The organism is Planococcus sp. MSAK28401 (genome assembly GCF_018283455.1).
GTDB lineage: Bacteria > Bacillota > Bacilli > Bacillales_A > Planococcaceae > Planococcus > Planococcus alpniumensis.
Map to the genome: position 1 here is coordinate 3383994 of NZ_JAAMTH010000001.1, position 19833 is coordinate 3403826.

Here is a 19833-nt window from a genome sequence, read left to right on the forward strand (position 1 = left end):
GAGCAAGTTAAGGTTATAGGTTTGTTTGGTGGATAGAGACATGTGGCCCTCCATTCTTCTACCTGTTTGAAGCAAGCTATAGAATAATATGAATTTCTACGTTCCATTTTAAAGGAACTGAAGAACCGATCTTCCACTCTAAAGCTAGAGACGGAGTGGAAGGGGCCGACGCCTGAGGGACCGCGCGGGCTGGCGAGACAAATGAGCTGCGATCTTTGCAGCTCATTGGCTCAACACCCGCCCCTCGGCAAGCGTGCCCCTGCAACGTAGTCGAAAAGCGGAAGCTTTTCTTTTCAAAGTTCTTTTGTTTCAGTTTCATAACTCATCTTCAACCCATCTCTACAACACACTCTTAAGAAGTGAAAAATGAAATTACTAGAACACACAAAAAGCCTACCGTAACGGCAGGCTTTAAGATTAGTCGATTTTGCAGAGGTAGATTGGGCATTCTTCGCAATTGATGTCGAATTTCAGTTTGGGGATATTGTATAGGACGATTTTGCCGTCTTTCATGCCGACGGTTCCTTGTTTGCGCAAGTCGCTGAGCATCCGGTTGACCATTTCACGGCTCATGCCGCAGAAATTCGCCAACTCTTGGTTCGTCAGCAAAATATCGATTAGTAAGCCGCCTTCAGCTTCTACGCCGTAGCTATTGCCAAGGCGAATCAACGTCGAATATAAAGCCCCTTTTTTCCCGTGGAGCATCAAGTCGCGGAAACGGGTTTGCGTTTTCTGCTGGTCGATGCCCATCCATTTCATAAACGCCATCGCAAGCGAAGGGTCTTTTTCAAGCGATTGTTCCAGCTCTTCGACGGGAATTTTCAAACATACGGTCTTGGTCAGCGCACGGGCATCCAGCAAATACGTGGCGCCTTGTGCGAACACGGTAATTTCGCCGACCATCTGTCCAGTGCCGCAAATTTTCAATGCCAGCTCACGGCCGTCCGGTGTTACTTTTCCGATCTGCACTTTTCCGGAACGGAGAATGTAAAGGCCTTTCACCGCCTCCCCTTCACGGAAAAGATAATCGCCTTTTTGATATTCTTTGACTTGGTGGCTGATTGTCAATAGCTTCTCAAGCTCGGGCGTCAAGGTGCCGATTTCTGATTCCAAAGGGTTCTCGCTCCTTTCTGGTGCTCCTGCTTTTTTTCAAGCGTATCATATCTACCGTAAAATTTGGATGCGTTTTCACAATTACGTGGAAGCTTCGGGGAAATTTTCTGAAAAAAGAAGGAAGTCCTCGATGATGTATCGAAAGGTAGCAGTATAGAAGGAGGAATGAACAATGACTTTGAAATATTCTCGAATTATGGTGGCAGTGGATGGTTCGAAAGAAGCGGAATGGGCATTTAAGAAAGCCGCCGCCGCAGCTTCCCGAAATCACGCTGACCTCTATCTCGTGCATGTCATCGATAATCGCTCATTCGGCTCCATTGAAGCATACGACCGTACGATTGCAGACCGCACACTGAAAAGCGGGGAAGAATTGCTTGCCCGCTACAAGGAAGAAGCAACTTCACACGGTGCCACAAATGTCCATACGATGATTGAATACGGTTCACCGAAAACAGTCATTCCGAAGAAACTGGCGGATGAACTGAAAGTGGACGTCATCGTTTGTGGTGCTACTGGTTTGAATGCTGCAGAACGCTTAATCATGGGAAGCGTCTCCGAACGCATCGTCCGCACAGCCAAATGTGATGTGCTCGTAGTCCGCCGAAACCAGGAAGACATCGACGCAGACGAATAACAGGAACTCAAATAAGAAAAGCCTTTCCCGGTTAAAGCGGGAAAGGCTTTTCTTCGTCTTATTCCGTTTCGCGGGTTTGTTGGAATGCCAGCGTATCCCAGAACGACGTGTCTTGTGTATCAATCGAACCGTCCGCAATGGCACGCACAGTCGATTCCAATGTCGTGATCGTTTGTTTGATCAAATAGCCGTTGCTCTTCTGGCCAAGGACATACGGCTCGTATTCGTGGTCGGACATACCGCGCATCTCAAAGAGCAATGTCGAAATGCCGTATTCAACTGCGATTCCATTGCGGCTGATTGTTTCAGCGTCGCCGCCGCGATATTTCCCGAGATGGCCCCATCCAGTGGAATCGACAGCATCAAACACGACAGCGCCGAGCTTTTTCGACCCTTCTACGACATCCGGGTCCGCATTTGGTGTAGTTGGATAAAGGATTGAGCCCGAAACCAATTCGCCGTCGCGTTCGCTATTGACCCCTTGATGGTGCAAGTCGATCATATAATCAATGTCATATTTGCGCATGACATTATCATGCAACGCTTTTGTTTCAGGCTGTATTTTATCGACATGATCTCGGTTCAAATCCACCCCGACTGCGTTGTAGCGCGTTAAGTTGCGGTCACCTGACGCTACGTAATCGTCCAATGAGAAATCAACGTCTCCCATGGCACCGTCTGCATTGAGCATGGGCACGACCAGGATATTGACGTTATCCGTAACGCCTTTCATTTTGCCGGTGCCCAGATGCTTGATGAATTCAAGCGCTCCTTCTGTCGTCAGCTGTTCGTTGCCGTGCTGTTGCGTCAAGAATAGAATGGTCGGGTTTTCCGGGTTGCTCATGTATTTTGCCACGTACAAATCGCGCCCTTTAACGCTTTGCCCGATGACTTCAAGTTCCATCTGTGGTTGTTTGGCATCCTGCTTTTTCAAAAAGTCAGCCATTTCCGAGTAGGTGGTCAAAATGGACGTGTTGATTGTTTCATTGCCGCCATATCCAGGCCCGTTGCCGACTGCTTGCACTACGGTAGAATTCATCGGTACGGCACTCAAAGCAAGAGCCCCCGCCAACGATAAAGTTAATACCCCTTTTTTCAACGATTTCATCGATCCATCACTCCTTTTTGTATGTTGCCATCCGACCCTTTCCTTTTTTCCGCCTTCTTCTCCTGCCGGAATTGTGAAAACGATTCCTTCGTAATGCGAAACAAACGCCTTCCGCTGCCCCCAGCCCTATCAGAAATAATAGAAAACATGAATTATTCTGCAAAAACATTACTTTCTCCTTATAAAAATTACATTTGTTCTGCTTATGTGTCGCTTATGACAGTATAGACCTAGATTTGATAAGAAACTGTAATAATAAATAGGTTTATGCGGTGTTACAATGGGTCTGCCGGAATTTTTGACGGCTTTTTTTCATGGCCTCAGCTATGCTTTATTACATCAAAAAAGAATTCTTAAATAGAAAAACAATAAATTAATTAAGGGAACGCGAAAGGAGCACAACACATTGAACACATGGTCCAAATGGTTCGTAGCAGCATTATCCGCTGTTCTGGCGCTATCCATTTTCTTGCCGACAGCGAGTGCTGATAAATTGTCCGACCTCGAAAAAGAAAAACAACAGGTCGAGCAAGAAAAGAACAACTTGAATTCCGAAATCCAGTCAAAGAACAACGCGATCGTCGAGAACCAGACAAAGCTTGAAAAAATCATGAACAAAATACAGGAATTGAACGGCGAAATTGAAGAAACGCAAGGCAAGATCGATGCCGTTCAAGCACAGATTGACCAAACGAAAGTCGAAATCGATGAGTTGAAAGAATCGATTGAAGAACTGGAACGCAAAATCGCAGAACGCGAAGAACTTTTGAAAGAACGGGCACGCGCTATCCAATTGAGCGGCGGTTCCGTTGACTATATCGATGTGTTGCTTGGAGCTAACAGCTTCGTCGACTTTATCGACCGCGCATCTGCCGTCAACACCTTGATCGAAGCAGACCGCGAAATCATGCGCGAACAAGCAGCAGATAAAGAGCTTTTAGCTGAACAAAAAGCGGAAGTTGAAGAAAAGCTCGCGAAACAAGAGAGCCAAAAGGCAGAACTTGTGGACTTGAAAGATTCATTGGACGCACAAAAGAAAAAGCAAGACGATTTGCAGGATGATTTGAAAGCAGAACAGAAACGCCTAGCAAAAGAAAAAGCAAAACTTGAAGAAGACCATGCAAAAGCCATGAACATCAGTTCTTCACTAGAAAAGAAAATCGGCAAAGAACAAAAACGTTTAGCGGAAATCGCGCGTAAAGCAGAAGAAGAACGCAAAGCGAAAGAAGCCGCAGCCCGCAAAGCTGCAGCTAAAAAAGCAGCACAATCCAGTGCTCCTGCAGCCACTGTCACACAAGCGGCAGCACCTAAATCAAGCGCTGGGTTCATCCGCCCGGCAGCAGGACGCCATACTTCTGGATTTGGCGGACGTGATATCGGGGCAGGGCATGAATCGCATCTAGGCTTTGACATCGCCAATAGCCCAGGAACGCCAATCCATGCAGCAGCAAGCGGTTATGTATCGCACGCTGGCGCTATGGGCGGTTACGGCAACGTCATCATCATTACCCATGTCATCAATGGACAAAGTTATGCAACGGCGTATGCACATTTGAATTCCATCAATGTTTCTGTCGGCCAAGCTGTCTCTCAAGGGCAGAATATTGGCGGCATGGGCAACACTGGACGTTCAACTGGCCCGCACTTGCACTTTGAAATCCACATCGGCAGCTGGAACGGCGCTCGCTCGAACGCAGTCAACCCAGCAGCATATATCGGTGGGTGACGATCCGCAATAGATAAAAGGCAGTATCCGAGAATCTCGGGTACTGCCTTTTTGTATCCATTGAATTTTGTCGAAGAGTTAAATTCTTCCTTTTATATGTTAGACTGAAAGAAATAAACAGATTTCTTTCTATATATTACTCATTCCATAAGATCCACTATCACTTAAGGAGGCGGTTCAGTATGTTGGGGAAAATCAATATGGGAATGGCGATTGCAGCATTGCTTTTACTAGCCCTTTTATTGACCGGGAATGAATTTAAGCCTTTCCCGAATTTCATCTTCGCTTTTTTAGCATTGATGTTCTTATCGCAAAGCATCGAAAGCTTTCGGGAGAAAAAAAGATGGGAAGGCGCGCTCCAAGGATTTGTTTCGGTGGTTTCTCTTTTGGTCGTTGCCACCAGCTTTTAAGCAATCGAACACACCCCCGTACGGAAAGGAGATAGCCACATGAAGACACTTCTCGAACTGATTCGTGTGTTTGCCATTTTAGGGATCCTGGGAATGGGCGGCGGATTGATTTTGACAGGTTTTTATTCAGGCAGCCCTAACACCGAACCGTATCGATGGCTCGGCGGCGTCGCGGTGCTATTGCTGATTTTTGTGCTGTATCGCAATAAGCTGCAATTTTCGGGCTGGTATCAAGGAACGAAGCGCGACAAACTGCGTCGGCCTATTACGATTTTATTGGTATCCGCTTCTGTTTTGCTGATGATTTCACCGTTTGTTTTAGGGGCCCTTTCGGCTTAAGCAGCTGATTTAAACAAATTTCAATAAAGAGGTGTATCGATGGATTCCGATTCCGGAAGGAAAGAAAAGAACATAAATAATCCCTACTTATCTTTAAGCATTGGTGCTATAGGGATGTTGCTTTTGACTTTTGGCATCTTTGAATTGGTTCTCAACAATATTGGCATGAATCCCGCTGAGTTTCTTCTGCCATGTGCTGGATTGATCATCTTGGTGCACTATATATATTACTTAGAAAGGAAAGCAGGCATCAGCAATAAGTTGATCTGGATCCGAGCATTGGCGCTTATGACAGTCCTGGCGGTGGGGGCATATATTGCTTATTGAGCTGTTTATCCTGATAAATAAGAGGTGCTATCTTGGAGACGAGGACGCAAGAAACTTTTACTGAAGCAAAACCGATTGTGCTGACTTTATCGCTGGTGCTCACAGCTATCATCGTGCTAGTGACTGGTTGGGCACTTCCCAATATAAATTTCTGGGTTTATTTCTTTGTTTATGGCTTCATCGACTTTGGATTCATACTGGCCATGATTTTAGGGATACGCACCAAAAATAAGCCGGTTATGATTTTCAGCGTCATTGCAAATGGTATCTTTATTGCAGTACTTTCCAGCTTTCTCTTCCTGTTGTTGCTGGGCCATGGCATATCCGAACCGTAAATTAGGAGGGCTTCAATGAAACAGCAATTGCTGTCCATCTTGTCGTTTCTGTTATTTCTCGCACTGCTTATCCCTTTCGCTTATTCTGGCAGTCGTTTGGGGACGCTGCTATTCGAGGGTCTATTTGCGCTCGGTTTCTATTCACCGCTCGTGCTGGCCGTTGTCGGATTCGCTGCAGCTTGGTTTGGGGTCCGGACTGTTTACCGAATGCTGCTCACCAGCGGACATGCTTTTCTTTTTGTGCTGTATGCAGTCTTACTTTTTGTTGCGGTATTCGGTTTTCAGGAACCGTAGTCGGAAGCTCCCTTCCCTCTTTTATCCAACTAAAGCCATTCAAGTAATTAAACAGAAGTGAGGATTATGCTCATGTTTATTCAAGAAGAAATCCTTTTTAAAAGCGAGAAACAGATTCTCGATGCGGACTGCAAGAGAAATTCCATTATCGTATTGTTGAAAGGTAAAGGTGAATCCATTGTTCAATTGGATGGAAAAACCATTCTATTGGCATCTCCCCACCAGTATAATATCCGGTTTACCGCTAGCCATTTTTGTCTGTTGAATCGTTTAGAAGCAAAATTGTCATTTTATACACTCACAGGAGATTTTGTTTCGGAACATGGTACCGGACATGACGTATATGAATTATTTCCCTATAAAGACGGGGTTCTGTGCAGTTATGGCGATGAGGGGGCGTTTGGGGAAGACTTGGGAAAGAATATGCTGAATTATTTTGCTCCCTTGCGAGAACCTGAATCCTTTATTGAAAGGGCAATCGAAAACAACTTGCTATACGATCCATTAATTGTTCGCCACAAACCATTCGCTTGCATCAGTTGGCAAAACAATGAATTGATTTTCTTGAACGGCGAGCTGGAACAGCAGAGGGCAATGGAACTTCCGATTTTACCGATGCATCTAATCGCTTTTGCTTTAACGTTTGAATACGCGGTTTTTATCGAAAACAATAAAATATGGCTGTGGAAATTTGAGGAGTCTACAGGTATAACTGAATATCCTGCTGAGTATTCCTATAAGACGAGGGCCATTTATCATCGGCACGAGTACTTATTCTTAACGGTTTCTCACCATGAAGTGCGGGCTTTCAAGCCGGTCATGAGCGAAATCAAATAACTGCAGCCATCAAAAAACAGAGAATCCCATAAGCAATGGATTCTCTGTTTTTGCGTGTATTTAATTATTTCGACCCGTATAGCTGCTCGAGTTCTTCTTCTTTCATCGTGAAGCGATGCTGTTCTTTCGGGAACGCGCCGCTCTTCACTTCTTCGACGTACTGGGCGAGCCCTTGTTGCATGGTCTCGCCTGCTTCTGCGTAGGACTGGACGAATTTCGGCAAATGGTGCGAGCCGTATTTTACGGTGTCGTGGTAGACAAGCACTTGCCCGTCGGTTTCGCTGCCGGCGCCGATGCCAATGACCGGAATGTTGAGTTCTTTTGTGACTTGGGCAGCCAATTGATGCGGGATGCATTCGAGTACGAGCATGCAGGCTCCTGCCGCTTCGCACGCTTTGGCGTCTTCGATCAATTGCTTGGCGGCGCTGGCGGTTTTGCCTTGCACTTTATAGCCGCCGAGCACAGCCGCTGACTGCGGCAATAAACCAAGATGGGCGACAATGGGAATGCCTGCCCCGACGAGTTTTCGCGTCACTTCGAGTACTTCTCCTGCACCTTCAAGTTTCAAAGCTTGCGCGCTCGTGTCCTGGAAGATGCGCATGGCGTTTTCCAGTGTGTGGTCCCAACTGCCGTGGAACGAGCCGAACGGCATATCAATGACAAGGAACGTATCCTGCGCCCCTCTTCGTGCCGCTTTTCCGTGATGGACCATATCCTCGACGGTCACCTTGACGGTCGAATCATAGCCGAGTACGACCATGCCAAGCGAATCGCCGACAAGCAGCACATCCATCCCCGCCGCTTCCGCGATTTTGGCGGAGGGGTAATCGTAGGCCGTCAGCATCGCGATTTTGTTTCCCTGTTGTTTCATCTTCATCAATGAAGCTGTATTTTCCATTGTTTTCTCCTTCCGGGAAGGAAACCTTTGAAAAAAGCCCGCCGCAAAAGAGCGGACGGACAGAATTTGATTGCGTCGGTTTCTCCGTCCCTGTCATTTTTCAGATCAAGGCAGATCTATTGAGTTGTTAAGCTTTTTACAGGTGCAGTTCCTCACAGATACCGCCCTGTTTTTACTATAGCAGATGCTTACGCTAGCTGAAAGTCACTCATCCTTCAGCATTACTTGAAACGCAGCGTAGTCGTTGTTGAACTCACCGGCCTTCACGAATCCAGCCCTTTCATACAAACGGATCGCGCGTGCATTGAACTGGGCGACCGTTAGGCGCAGTGCTTGTTCGGGATAGCGCTTGTTGATTTCACTGAGCAGAAAATCCACAAACGCAGCTCCTCGCCCCGCTCCGGTTTTTTCCGGTTTCATGCCGAGCCCGATATCGACGGGGCCGTCTGCATAAGCGTTTGATTCATGGCCCGCTGGCACTTGCGCTCCCTTGCCCGTGCAATAAAAACCGAACAACTCCCCGCGCTCTGTCACCACACGGTAGTTGCCGTCCATCAGCTCCTGCAAACTTTCAGCCGTCGCTTCCCCGTTATAGAAATCGTAAGGATACGGATAGCGCCAGGAAAGGATGGCCCTTGCGCGTTCTTCTGTCATTGCCTGTTCTTGAAATTTCACCGTTCATCCCTGCCTTGGCCAGGACGCCGGTTTTCAGGTTTTTTCAGCCAATGGCGCAAGCCTTTTCCGGCATACGGTTCGTCATTGAAACGCGGGATGACATGGAGATGGCTATGGCCGATCGATTGATTCGATGCTTCTCCGACATTCCAGCCGAGCGTATAGCCGTCCGGCGCTATCTTCTCGAGAAAAGGCTTCACGAGTCCGAGCAGCTCCTGTGTCTCCTGCCATTCTTGCGGCGTCAGTTCGAACGGCGACGAGCGATGCTGTTTCGGGACAATAACACCCGACCCTTCGAGCACGCCTTGCGCTTTCTCGTGCTGCAAGAACCAGCAATTAGCGGTTTCAAAAACGATCCGCTGCTCCAGGTCATAAACCGGATGGCAAAACGGGCATTCGGGATGCAATTGGATAACGGCGCCGCAATGGGAATGCGCTTTGAATTCGCATGTTGCGATATTGGACAAGGCCGCTTCGAGTTCATCAAAAACGGTATAAGCTTCGTCAGCGTCCCAGACATTTTCGTATTCATTCCGGCAAGCTTGACGGTCTTCCGTGGTCCGAAAAGCGATATCGCCGATCAATAACGTGCCTCCCGGCGCCAGCCTTTTCAGCAATTGCTTGAGGAAACTCCATTTATCCGCGTCTTCCAAGTGATGAAGTGCGTATGTACTGACGATGCAATCAAAAAACTGCCCGTCAAAAGCAGGCGGCAAACCATTCGCCATGTCCCATTCCACCAGCTGCGCTTCCGGCATCTTTTCTTGTGCACGTTCAATCATTTCAGAAGAAAAATCAATTCCGAAAATACGATGCCCTTTATCGTATAAAGCAGACGCCAATGCACCGGTCCCAAAGCCGACATCCAAAACCGACGCTTTCGGCTTCTCGTCAATTGCTTTGAAAATTTCTGTCAGCACCTCGCTATAGCCAGCAAACGGATACGTTCCTTGGCGCTCGCTTTCGCGCACCGTGTCGTCGTATTCCGCTGCCCATTCGTTGAATCCTTGTTTCCCTAACATTTTGCCGCTTCCCTTCTACTTATCAATTCTCTCACGCTGTAATTTCCATTCAGGAGCCAATAGCGAAAAAACCAGTGCGTCGTGTGACTCCCCGCGCTGAAACAAATAGCCGCGGAGCTGGCCTTCTTCCGTAAAGCCCATTTTCTTCAACAGCCGGTTCGATCCGGTATTGGCGGGATAAGTTGTAGCGCCTACACGGTAAAGCCCAAGCTCGTCGAACGCATAGTCCAGTACAGCCGAAAGCGCTTCTTCCATCAGTCCTTTGCGCCAATAATCCGGATGCAATTCATAGCCGACTTCCGTCTTTTTCGAGCGCAGCTGAAGCTGGTTGAACCCAATTGTCCCGATCAATTCTTGTTCCCCACGCAAGCGAATGCCCCAACGCATGCCGCGCATGAATTCGAACACGACGCGAAAAGCCCGGATCATCTCGAGCGCTTCTTCCTTCTCTAATAGGCGGTCCATGCCGTAATAATAAGTTACGTCTTCACGCTGCAAGAGCGCGAAAAAGCGATCTGTGTCTTGCTCCGTAATTTCCGTCAGCAATAACCGTTCCGTCTCAAGTGTGGGAAATTGCATGCCATCGCTCCTTTTGCACCCGGTAAACGAGTACGTATTGTCCGTTGCGCAAAACGGGTTCTCCGCATTCCATGCCAAGTGCTTCGGCTACTTTCTGCGAAGCTTGATTTTTTGGTTGAATGAGTGAAATAAGTGCGCTTTGCCCATGCTTTGTGAAGCCTCTTTGGCACAACAGCCCTGCAGCTTCACGGGCATAGCCAAAGCCCCAGAATTCTGGCGCGAGCCAATAACCAACTTCCAATTCCGTCTGCCCATCTACGGATTGCGGCACCAGCCCAGCATGGCCAATCCGCTTGCCATCTTCTTTTCGCACCAGTAAAAACAAACCGTGCTCCGGATGTTCCCTGTACATGCGGTAAATCCAGTACAGAAATTCCAAAGCTTGCTGGCGGCTCTTCACTTTGCCGTCTCCGATATGCTGCATGACTTCCGGCTGTTTCAACAAGGAATACAAGAATTCAAAGTCCTCATCGCGGTAACGGCGCAGCAGCAAGCGCCCACTTTCCAATTGCATCTACACTTGCCCCTTTCGCTGTTTCACGTGAAACATTTTTCAGAAATCTTCCACTAAGGAAGCCTCTTATTGCCAAGCTTTTCGAGGGTTTGATAATCTTTCGACTTTCGAAGCTCCACATCATTGCGTTTGGCAAATTGTGATAAATCTTCAAATAACCCGTCGCCGAATAAAGCGAAGCGCAAATCGATGCCCTTTCTCACACGGACCACCGCCACTTTCGAAGCCCAATTGCTGCGCTTGAACTCCATGCGACGGATTTCTCCCGTGTATACCGTTTTGTAATAAAGCGGCAAACTTCCCAATTCGATACGGTAAATGATATTACTGCCACGCACTTTGACAAGCACTTTGATGAACAAAGCCAGCACGAGCAATGCCGAAACGAATATTTGAAAATACAGGGCAAACCCAGCCGGCATTGAACTCAGGAGCAGCGGCGGCAAATTGACAGCCAATAACATGATGACCAGCAGCCAGCGCTGCACTTTTCCTTGATGGACCATACCGCTCTCCTCCTTGTCTTAAGCATCCCTCAATCAACTCCATAAAAAAACACGTCACCAAAATCCGGCAAAAAAATATAGGCACATATAAAAATGATGGTGAGTGCAATCGGCAATTGCATTAATGTGAATTTAAAATCATTCCGATTATCAGAATGGGTTTTCTCCATATAAGCGGTATATCCTTCTTGAAAAATTCCGATAACAACCAACACCGCAAACGGAATGAACGGGCCCTGTCCATACGTGAAAAAAAACACAAGAAGAAAGATCGCTGCACCGCCCCAGCGGAAATAGGCATCCACTTTTTGATGTTGACTGTTAACATAATTCGACGAAGGAGAAAAAAACCTCTTGCGTTTAACCCCTAAAGTCCTTCTCAAAAACCAATTAACTAGAAAAACTGCAATGCTGCCGACAACCAAAAAGCCAAAAACTTCCCACATGACATCCGTTTGCATTCCAGAATAGTCTGGGCCGTACATTCGGTTCACTCCGTCCATGTCTAACCCTCCAATCTGCTCAATTCAATTTGAAAATAGAAATGATAATTCATCCATAAATAGACTGAACATTTCAGGCGTGAATGCCACAGCGCAAGTAAAGAAAATGATCATGGAAACGGGATATTCCAGTAAAGTGAATTTATAGTCATTCGGGTTTTCAGCGTACTTTTTTTCCATAAAAGCTCTAAACAATTCTTGGGGCACACTCAGCAAAAATGTGAGCGCAACAAAATAAATAGAGCCTTTTTCAAAGCCGAAAAACAGTAAGAACAATATGTATAGCGCCGTATTTCCATATCGGAAATAGCGCTCTACTTTTTCGTGGAACTCATTGACAAAATACTCCGAAGAAGAAAACCATTTTTTCCGCTCCACGCCTAAGATCTTACGTAAGATCCAATTGATGCTGAAGATAGCAAGTCCAGAAACAACAAAAAATGCCGGCAGTCCCCATAACCAGTCGAACGACAACGTCTCAGAATAACCTGTACCTTCCATGTCATATCCTCCTACCTTTTGGCTCTTTTAAAAGTCAACTCAGTTCTTTTAGGAAGGCATCTACTATTTCGGGAAGAAAAGCCAGTGCACAAGTAGTAACAATGACCATGGAAGCCGGATAATGCAGCAGCGTATATTTATAATCATTTGGATTTTCGGCATACCTTTTTTCCATGTAGGCATTAAATAACTCCTGTACTCCGCCAATCAATATTGACAGTACAATAAAGTACAACGCTCCTTTTTGAAAACCAAAGATGATGAGCGTCATTATATAAATGGCGAGATTCCCCCACCTAAAATAATTGTTTATTTTTTCATGAGATTCGTTGACGAAATTTGAGGAAGGTGAAAACCATTTTTTGCGTTCGACTCCCAGGATTTTTCTCAGTAGCCAACCAAATCCCCCTATTGCCAAAGCCACTGCTCCAATAAAACCAGCAATTTCCCACATCCAGCTATAATCTGTTTCGTAGTACCGCATTTCATTCATTTCCCTTACCTCCGAGACTTCCACGCTGCTTATATTTCAGTTTCTTCTATAATCTATATCTATCGTATCACGAGCTTTTGGGAAATTATAGAATATTTTTAAGTTTTCTGATAACCGTCGATTCGTTCATCATTTTTTCGCCTTTTGCGCCTCGTTCTCCTGCCGAGTTCGCTTCTTTGACAAAACAAAGGGCATAGGCTATCGTAATTAAGTCAAATCCGACTAAGTTTATATGGTTTTAAAAAATAAAAGAAAAATAAAGGAGGCGCTTATGAAAGCTCTTTGGAAATCTTATGCAAATGTATCGCTTATCTTAAAAATCACTGTGGCGCTCATCCTCGGCGTCATCGTCGGCTTGATCTTCGGGCCAGATACGGCTGTCTTGGCACCATTTGGGGATCTGCTCTTGCGGCTCTTGACCTTCCTGATTGTGCCGCTCATCTTTTTCACCTTAATTGTCGGAATCAACCAATCGAAAATCGGCGACCTTGGTCGAATGGGCGGGAAAGTCTTCCTGTTCTATACACTCAGTTCGGCATTCGCTATCATTGTCGGCTTAACGGTTGCAAGCATCTTCCAACCGGGTTCGAGCATGCAGCTCGACGGGTCGGAAACCTTTGATGTTCCAGACAACCCTGGCTTTGCGAGTGTTCTGTTGAACATTGTGCCGTCCAATATCATCGCGGCATTCAGTGAGATGAACTTGCTCGGCATCATCTTCACGGCGTTCGCGTTCGGCATCGCCATTTCATATATGAGAAGCTCTTCGGAATTCGGCGAACTCGGCAATCACTTGATGAAAACGATCAACGCATTGAACGAAGCGACTCTGCTGGTCTTAAAAGCCATCCTTCAATACGTGCCGATCGGCATTTTCGCCATCATGGCGCAGACAGTCGGCTCGCAAGGACTGGAAACGCTGAGAGAGTTGCTCGGCATGGTCGGTGTCTTGTACATTGCCATCGCGGTCCAAATTGCGATTTACACCGCAGCGATGCTGTTGTTCAAAGTCAATCCGCTCCATTTCTTCAAACACGCCCGGACACCGATGTTGACGGCGTTTGTTACGCAAAGCAGCTCCGGCACCTTGCCATTAACGCTTGATGCAGCGCGCGGCCTTGGCATTCCGAAAAGCTTGTACGGCTTCAGCCTGCCGCTCGGCGCGACGATCAATATGGATGGTGCGGCTATCCGCATCGCCGTTTCGGCCATATTCGCCGCCAATATTATCGGCGATCCATTAAGCATGTCTGAAATGTTCATGGTCGTCTTGATCGGGACGCTTGCTACTATCGGAACCGCCGGCATTCCAGGCGCTGGCATCGTCATGATCGCTACCGTCTTCGTCCAGCTAGGTTTACCGATGGAAGCCGTCGCGCTCCTCACTGCCATCGATGCACTTGTCGGCATGGGCGCTACGATGCTCAATGTGACAGGCGATTTGGCTGGCTCGAAATTGATCGATAAAAGCGAGAAAAGACGTGGAACCGCCAAGGCTTAACACGACTCGCTGCGGACAAATCATGGGGCTCTGTGATACAGTGGGAGTATCTCGTATCCCATTGAAAAAGGAGACATGCAGTTATGTATATCGTGACCAACCGCATCAAAATGAAACCGGGATTTGCTGAAAAAATGGCACCCAACTTCACACGCCCAGGCGCATTGCAGGAAATGGAAGGCTTCCATAAAGTCGAAGTGACCGTTACCCAGGACCTGGAAGATTACGATGAACTGAACGTCAATATGTACTGGGAAACACTCGACAATTACGAAGCATGGAAATCCAGCGATGTTTTCAAGCAAGCCCATAAACGCCCTGAACCGGCGGAAGGCGAAGAGAAAAAAGAATCGCCAATGCTTGGGAGCCAACTCGTCATCACGAAAATTGCTTCGGTTATCGAAGCAGCTAAATAATGGAAACAGGCAGCTTTTGCTGCCTGTTTCTTTTTGCTTCCTTCCCTTTTTATGCAGGACTTTTGATATACTTAAGGTGTTCGTGAAAATTGCCTATTTTGGAAGGAATCCATATGAAATCATTATCACTGAGAAATTACTGGGGATTGATCTTCGCCGCTTTCATCCTGTTGTTTGCTGCCGTGCTCAGCATGCTGGTCTCTGAAGTAAGCACGAAGCGGCTGGAAGAGCAGCGTGGCAATGCCCTATCTAGCGCAGCATTTCAGATGAAAGACCGATTGGATCAATATATGTGGGGACGCTATAGCGAAATCAAGACTTTCGGGGAGATCGAAGAACTTGAACTGACTACCTCCATCGAAGAAAAGCGCGCTACCCTTGAAATGCTGCAAGATCAAGTGCCGGCTTTTTCCTGGATCGGCATGACCGATTCGGCTGGCATCGTGACTGCTTCCACCAACGAATTGCTAGAAGGCATGGATTTGTCCGAGCGCCCGGTTTATTCCGAAGCACGGCAGACGGATTATATTGGTGATGTCCACGAAGCGCTACTTTTGGCGGATCTTTTACCGAATCCAAGCGGTCATGAGCTCGAGTTTGTCGACATCAGTGTCCCAGTCTTCTACTCGGATGGCTCGTTCGGCGGCGTGCTGGCTGCCCATTTAAGCTGGGACTGGGCGCAAGAAGTGATGCGATTCGTGTTGCGCCCGCTCAACGGCAACGAAAATGGATTAGAGGTTTTCGTTTTAAGCCCAGGGGACAACCGTGTCATTCTCGGCCCTGAACAATTTCTAGGCAAGCCGCTTCCAATTGATTCCTATATCCTGTCGCAAGGAAAACGGGCAGGCTGGGTACTGGAACAATGGCCGGACGGCAACTCGTATTTAACCGGATTTACCAGAGGCCGCACCAACTGGGACTACCCAGGAATCGAATGGACCGTGCTTGTCCGCCAACCGGAAGAAATCGCCTTTGCCGCTGCGCGCGACTTGAGCCGCATCATCATGTTGAGCGGCCTGGCAAGCGCTGTTCTTTTTGCTTTTGCCGGCTGGCTCGTAGCGGGGCGCATCAGCCGCCCACTCAACGAAATCTCCAACAAAGCGAAAGCCTTCCGTAAAGGAGAACAATTGGCTTTGCCGAAAAATACCGGGGTCCGTGAAATTGAAGACTTATCCAATTCGCTTGAAAGCCTAGTCATGACACTGGGCACGACCGAATCCGATTTGGTGCGTATGCAGGATTTGGCGCAGCGCGACCCGCTGACCGGCCTGCCGAACCGCATCGCACTTGAAGAAGCCGCCGATCGTATGATGAAACGCGCGCGCACCGATGGAGAACAATTGGCCTTTTTCTATTTGGACCTGGACGGCTTTAAAAAAGCCAACGATACTTTAGGGCATTTAGCGGGCGACCAAGTGCTTCAGAAAGTGGCCGAACGGCTGATGGCGGAACTGCCTGATGATGCGTTCATTTCCCGCATTGGCGGAGATGAGTTTGTCTTATTGTTTCCTTGTGAAGGCATGGGCGAAATGCCCACAAGGCAGTTGGCGCAGCGGCTAATCGATCGGCTAAGCAAGCCGATCACCGTAGAGGCCGGCCGTGTTAAGCTCGGGTGCAGTATTGGTATCGCCATTTACCCGGACAATGCCGAGAATCTCTATACTTTATTATCGTATGCCGATGCGGCGCTGTATGTGTCAAAGGAAAACGGCAAAAGCCAGACGACGTTCTACCGGGATATCGCCTCGGAATGAACAAACCGAAATGCCTGTTTGCTTCATCCTTACCCGTAAAAATCTAAAAGCGCTGCCTCTCGAGGCGGTGCTTTTTCACAGTGTTGAAGAAGTCTATAATTTGCTATAGATCAAAAAGGAAATCACATTTTCTACAATTAAAAATCAATGTTCTCTCTAAGTATTTGGAGAAGCGTTCGCTCGACTCCGGTGGATCAGCGAGACGACCGAGACCCCGCAAGACGCGCAGCGGATGAGGAGGCTTGGGCGCGAGCCCACGGAAAGCGAGCGATAAGCTTCGGAAAATACGGCTTCATACTTTCTCAACAAGCTGTAAAAGCGCTGCCTCTTGAGGCAGTGCTTTTTCAAGTGCCGTATATTGGACGGCACGCCCGGGGTCTGCTACGGTTGATAGTGGCAAAAGCCGAAGATGTATTATATATAGCGCTGCTACTGTGCTTTCGAAGGAGTCTTTCATTTGAGTAACAACAAACCTAAATTATGGACACGGGACTTTATCGGCGTTTCCGTTGTCCATTTCCTGCTACTGCTCGTTTTTTATTTATTGATTGTCACGATCGCTTTATACGCCGTCGAAGAATACGGTGCTTCGACCAGTGAAGCCGGCCTCGTCACTGGGATTTTCATCTTGGGGGCATTAGCGGGGCGCTTAGTTATTGGCCGCACACTCGATATGATCGGCCGAAAACGCGCCTTGGTGCTCGGTTCTGCCTTGTTTGTCGGCATGACTGCGCTGTATTTCCTGCCGCTCGGTTTGCCCTTCCTGATGCTGAACCGCTTCTTGCATGGCGTGACGCTCGGAGTTGCGAGCACCGCTGCCGGCACGATCGCCGCACAAGTCATTCCCCACACGCGTAAAGGCGAAGGCATCGGCTATTTCAGCATGAGTGCTACGCTTGGGGCAGCTTTCGGGCCGTTTATCGGCTTGATGATGAGCCAATGGACTGGCTATAATGTGATTTTTGCTGCCTGTGTGGCGATTGCCTTGTCTGCCTTGGCGCTCAGCACTTTTGTGAAAGTGCCGCCGCTGGAGAAACCGCCTGCAGAAGAAGCGAAATCCGGCTTCCAGCTTTCTAATTATTTAGAAGCGAATGCTGTGCCGATCGCCATTGTCATGTTCCTGATAGCGCTCAGCTATTCGAGCGTTCTGTCGTTCATTAATTTTTACGCCAACGATAAAGGGCTAGTGGAAGCGGCGAGTTTCTTCTTCCTGGTATACGCTGTCGTAATCTTGCTGACACGCCCTTTCACCGGACGTATCATGGATTTGTATGGCGCCAATTACATTATGTATCCAGCGCTCGTGTCGCTCGCGACCGGCCTGTTGCTGCTGAGTGTCGCTGATTCGAGCCTGGGGCTGTTGTTTGCGGGCGCTTTGATCGGTCTTGGGTTCGGCAATATGCAATCGACGACGCAAGCGGTCGCCATCAAACTGACGCCTCCCCACCGCATGGGGCTTGCCACGTCGACGTTCTTTGTCGCGATGGACGGCGGGCTCGGCATGGGGCCGTATATCCTCGGCTTCATCATCCCGTTCACCGGCTACAGCGCGCTTTACGGCTTATTGGGAATCGCCGTATTCGCGTTGATCGTGCCGTACTATTTCTTACACGGAAAAAAAGAACGCAAGCTCGCTTCAGCGCATTGAACGGATTTAATAGAAAAGAACGGCCGACAAGTCATGTCGGCCGTTCTTTATTTTCACTTATTCTTCCTCTTCTGCTGCGTCCGCTTCCGCTTTTGTTTCATGCACAGTGCTGTGCGGATGTTCTGGCGGTGCGTAGATGGAATAGATTTTCAGCGGCTTATCGCCTGTATTGGTGACGTTGTGCCATTTGCCTGCGGGGATGAGGATGGCGTAATCGTCTTCCGCTTTTTCTTCAAAGCTTAAGTTGTCTTCGCTGTCGCCCATCTGTACAAGGCCTTCTCCTTCTTCAATGCGAAGGAATTGGTCGCCGTGTTCGTGGACTTCTAGCCCGATGTCATCGCCTGCTGCGATGCTCATCAATGTGACTTGCAAGTTTTTCCCGGTCCAAAGAGCGGTCCGGAACGTATCGTTTTGTTTTGTCGCATCTTCGATATTGACGACAAATGATTCAGCACCATAATCTTTTAATTCCATGTGTGGTTCCTCCTCCGGTTTATTGTTCTGTCCTGCTCTTCTCTACCCTGGGAAAAGCGGACATAAACAAACCACTCAGCGCAAGGCTTGTTTTTTCAGCGCCTGGTTGCGGGAGTTGAACACATCATTATGGGAAGACACCATGGCAATATTGGCAGCGTCCGGCTCGATGAACTTTTTCGCTTTATTAACGGCATTGGCGGCGTCAGTGAACGTGCCGGCGATCAAATTGAGCTTGCCGTCGTGCTGGAGAATGTCGCCTGCCGCAAACACTCCCGGTACGGAAGTTTCACTTGCCGGCGTGCCTTGCAAATAGAACTCGTCTTTTGTTTCCAGATCGAGTGGGCTGTTTTCAAGTAAGCTCGCATCGCGCTCATAGCCGTGGTTGATGACGAGCTGGTCGACCGGCAGCATGCACCGTTCGCCCGTCACTTGGTTCATCACTTCCACCAACTCGACACGGTCGCCTGCATCCGATGCCACGAGCCGCGTAATAGCGGAATCCAGTAAGCATTCGGCGCGGCTTTCAAGCAATTGGCGCACTTGCGCTTCGTGCCCGGCCATTTCGGATTTGCGGTGGACGACATAGACTTTTTCGGCAATCGGCTCGAGCTCGTTTGCCCAGTCGACTGCCGAATTGCCGCCTCCTGAAATGAGCACCGTACTGCCGCGGAAACGTTCAAGTGTTTTCACGGTATAATTGAGATTCGCTACTTCAAAGCGTTCGGCCCCTTCGATTTGCAGCTTCTGCGGCTTCAAGATGCCTCCGCCGACTGCGACGATGACCGATTTCGAGTAATGGATTTCACCCGACGCGCCTGCCAATACAAACAAGCCGTCTTCGTTCTTATTCATGCTTTCCACTTTCTCATCCAAGCATACTGTCGGATCGAAAGTGAGCCCTTGTTCGACCAATTGAGTGATCAGCTGTTCGCAGCGGATCGGCGTCTGTCCCCCGACGTCCCAGATCATTTTTTCCGGATAGACATGAAGCTTGCCGCCAAGGCGCGGCTGGAACTCGATAATTTTTGTTTTCATGCCCCGAAGCCCGCTGTAGAAAGCTGAATACAAGCCGGCGGGACCTCCCCCGATGATGGTTACGTCAAAGATGTCGTGATTGGCCATTTTTTCCATCCCCGTTCTATAGTAAATTCCGATTGACAACGATTCTCAATAACTTTATAGTATACATTGTAATGAAAGTGAGAATCATTATCAACATA

25 protein-coding genes and 1 pseudogene are annotated in these 19833 nt (G+C 48.1%); 12 read left to right on the forward strand and 14 right to left on the reverse strand.

The window, feature by feature from the left end; translation table 11 throughout:
• Positions 1-417: 417 nt before the first annotated feature.
• Positions 418-1113, reverse strand: coding sequence for a Crp/Fnr family transcriptional regulator (locus tag G3255_RS17170; RefSeq protein WP_249222160.1), 696 nt, complete (start codon positions 1111-1113; stop codon positions 418-420).
• A 172-nt stretch (positions 1114-1285) separates the two neighbouring features.
• Here G3255_RS17170 and G3255_RS17175 point away from each other — a divergent pair, with 172 nt between their 5' ends.
• Positions 1286-1750 (forward strand): universal stress protein, encoded by a 465-nt coding sequence (locus G3255_RS17175; RefSeq protein ID WP_211655585.1) that lies wholly within the window; start codon positions 1286-1288, stop codon positions 1748-1750.
• A 58-nt stretch (positions 1751-1808) separates the two neighbouring features.
• On the opposite strand, the gene G3255_RS17180 is transcribed toward G3255_RS17175, so the two are convergent.
• Complete coding sequence (locus tag G3255_RS17180; RefSeq protein WP_442757084.1) at positions 1809-2858, reverse strand: M14 family zinc carboxypeptidase; 1050 nt, start codon at positions 2856-2858, stop codon at positions 1809-1811.
• 406 nt (positions 2859-3264) lie between these two features.
• Between G3255_RS17180 and G3255_RS17190 the strand changes: the two genes are divergently transcribed.
• From G3255_RS17190 to G3255_RS17220, 7 genes are all read left to right on the forward strand, one after another.
• Entirely contained in the window at positions 3265-4584 is a 1320-nt protein-coding gene (locus tag G3255_RS17190; protein WP_211655586.1) for a murein hydrolase activator EnvC family protein, read from the forward strand.
• A 182-nt stretch (positions 4585-4766) separates the two neighbouring features.
• Positions 4767-4994, forward strand: a complete 228-nt coding sequence (locus G3255_RS17195) for a hypothetical protein (RefSeq protein ID WP_211655587.1) — start codon at positions 4767-4769, stop codon at positions 4992-4994.
• 39 nt (positions 4995-5033) lie between these two features.
• Positions 5034-5333, forward strand: coding sequence for a hypothetical protein (locus tag G3255_RS17200; protein ID WP_211655588.1), 300 nt, complete (start codon positions 5034-5036; stop codon positions 5331-5333).
• Positions 5334-5372: 39 nt separating this feature from the next.
• Positions 5373-5660: a hypothetical protein gene (locus G3255_RS17205; RefSeq protein ID WP_211655589.1), complete on the forward strand. Its 288-nt coding sequence runs from the start codon at positions 5373-5375 to the stop codon at positions 5658-5660.
• Between the two features lie 32 nt (positions 5661-5692).
• Positions 5693-5995 (forward strand): hypothetical protein, encoded by a 303-nt coding sequence (locus G3255_RS17210; protein WP_211655590.1) that lies wholly within the window; start codon positions 5693-5695, stop codon positions 5993-5995.
• Between the two features lie 15 nt (positions 5996-6010).
• Positions 6011-6289, forward strand: coding sequence for a hypothetical protein (locus G3255_RS17215; protein ID WP_211655591.1), 279 nt, complete (start codon positions 6011-6013; stop codon positions 6287-6289).
• A gap of 72 nt (positions 6290-6361) precedes the next feature.
• Positions 6362-7126 (forward strand): hypothetical protein, encoded by a 765-nt coding sequence (locus G3255_RS17220; protein WP_211655592.1) that lies wholly within the window; start codon positions 6362-6364, stop codon positions 7124-7126.
• Positions 7127-7190: 64 nt separating this feature from the next.
• On the opposite strand, the gene panB is transcribed toward G3255_RS17220, so the two are convergent.
• The 10 genes and pseudogenes from panB to G3255_RS17270 all read right to left on the reverse strand — a co-directional run bounded on the left by panB (position 7191) and on the right by G3255_RS17270 (position 12817).
• On the reverse strand, positions 7191-8024 hold the full coding sequence (panB, locus tag G3255_RS17225) for a 3-methyl-2-oxobutanoate hydroxymethyltransferase (RefSeq protein ID WP_211655593.1): 834 nt from the start codon (positions 8022-8024) through the stop codon (positions 7191-7193).
• 204 nt (positions 8025-8228) lie between these two features.
• Entirely contained in the window at positions 8229-8699 is a 471-nt protein-coding gene (locus tag G3255_RS17230; RefSeq protein WP_349291457.1) for a GNAT family N-acetyltransferase, read from the reverse strand.
• Positions 8696-9112: an HIT family protein gene (locus G3255_RS17235; RefSeq protein ID WP_211656023.1), complete on the reverse strand. Its 417-nt coding sequence runs from the start codon at positions 9110-9112 to the stop codon at positions 8696-8698. The genes G3255_RS17230 and G3255_RS17235 overlap by 4 nt, the downstream gene beginning before the upstream one ends.
• Positions 9113-9199: 87 nt before the next feature.
• Positions 9200-9721, reverse strand: a pseudogene (locus G3255_RS17240) (class I SAM-dependent methyltransferase); the annotation flags it as partial.
• Between the two features lie 15 nt (positions 9722-9736).
• A complete protein-coding gene (locus tag G3255_RS17245; protein WP_211655594.1) occupies positions 9737-10300 on the reverse strand; it encodes a GNAT family N-acetyltransferase in 564 nt (187 codons plus the stop codon).
• Positions 10281-10814, reverse strand: a complete 534-nt coding sequence (locus tag G3255_RS17250; protein WP_211655595.1) for a GNAT family N-acetyltransferase — start codon at positions 10812-10814, stop codon at positions 10281-10283. The genes G3255_RS17245 and G3255_RS17250 overlap by 20 nt, the downstream gene beginning before the upstream one ends.
• A gap of 53 nt (positions 10815-10867) precedes the next feature.
• Positions 10868-11320 carry a hypothetical protein gene (locus G3255_RS17255; protein ID WP_211655596.1) on the reverse strand — a complete coding sequence of 151 codons (453 nt, stop codon included), beginning with the start codon at positions 11318-11320 and terminating at the stop codon, positions 10868-10870.
• Positions 11321-11349: 29 nt separating this feature from the next.
• Positions 11350-11823 carry a DUF4181 domain-containing protein gene (locus G3255_RS17260; RefSeq protein ID WP_211655597.1) on the reverse strand — a complete coding sequence of 158 codons (474 nt, stop codon included), beginning with the start codon at positions 11821-11823 and terminating at the stop codon, positions 11350-11352.
• A gap of 24 nt (positions 11824-11847) precedes the next feature.
• Positions 11848-12324 carry a DUF4181 domain-containing protein gene (locus G3255_RS17265; RefSeq protein ID WP_211655598.1) on the reverse strand — a complete coding sequence of 159 codons (477 nt, stop codon included), beginning with the start codon at positions 12322-12324 and terminating at the stop codon, positions 11848-11850.
• Positions 12325-12358: 34 nt separating this feature from the next.
• A complete protein-coding gene (locus G3255_RS17270) occupies positions 12359-12817 on the reverse strand; it encodes a DUF4181 domain-containing protein (protein WP_211655599.1) in 459 nt (152 codons plus the stop codon).
• Positions 12818-13088: 271 nt separating this feature from the next.
• Here G3255_RS17270 and G3255_RS17275 point away from each other — a divergent pair, with 271 nt between their 5' ends.
• From G3255_RS17275 to G3255_RS17290, 4 genes are all read left to right on the forward strand, one after another.
• Complete coding sequence (locus G3255_RS17275) at positions 13089-14318, forward strand: dicarboxylate/amino acid:cation symporter (RefSeq protein ID WP_211655600.1); 1230 nt, start codon at positions 13089-13091, stop codon at positions 14316-14318.
• A gap of 83 nt (positions 14319-14401) precedes the next feature.
• Positions 14402-14734, forward strand: a complete 333-nt coding sequence (locus G3255_RS17280; RefSeq protein ID WP_211655601.1) for a heme oxygenase — start codon at positions 14402-14404, stop codon at positions 14732-14734.
• 113 nt (positions 14735-14847) lie between these two features.
• On the forward strand, positions 14848-16488 hold the full coding sequence (locus tag G3255_RS17285) for a diguanylate cyclase domain-containing protein (RefSeq protein ID WP_211655602.1): 1641 nt from the start codon (positions 14848-14850) through the stop codon (positions 16486-16488).
• A gap of 457 nt (positions 16489-16945) precedes the next feature.
• The gene (locus G3255_RS17290) at positions 16946-18136 is read left to right on the forward strand and encodes an MFS transporter (protein WP_211655603.1); all 1191 of its coding nucleotides are present in this window, start codon (positions 16946-16948) and stop codon (positions 18134-18136) included.
• A 57-nt stretch (positions 18137-18193) separates the two neighbouring features.
• On the opposite strand, the gene G3255_RS17295 is transcribed toward G3255_RS17290, so the two are convergent.
• On the reverse strand, positions 18194-18610 hold the full coding sequence (locus tag G3255_RS17295; protein ID WP_101192008.1) for a cupin domain-containing protein: 417 nt from the start codon (positions 18608-18610) through the stop codon (positions 18194-18196).
• Between the two features lie 75 nt (positions 18611-18685).
• The gene (locus tag G3255_RS17300) at positions 18686-19735 is read right to left on the reverse strand and encodes an NAD(P)/FAD-dependent oxidoreductase (RefSeq protein WP_211655604.1); all 1050 of its coding nucleotides are present in this window, start codon (positions 19733-19735) and stop codon (positions 18686-18688) included.
• Between the last annotated feature and the right edge of the window lie 98 nt (positions 19736-19833).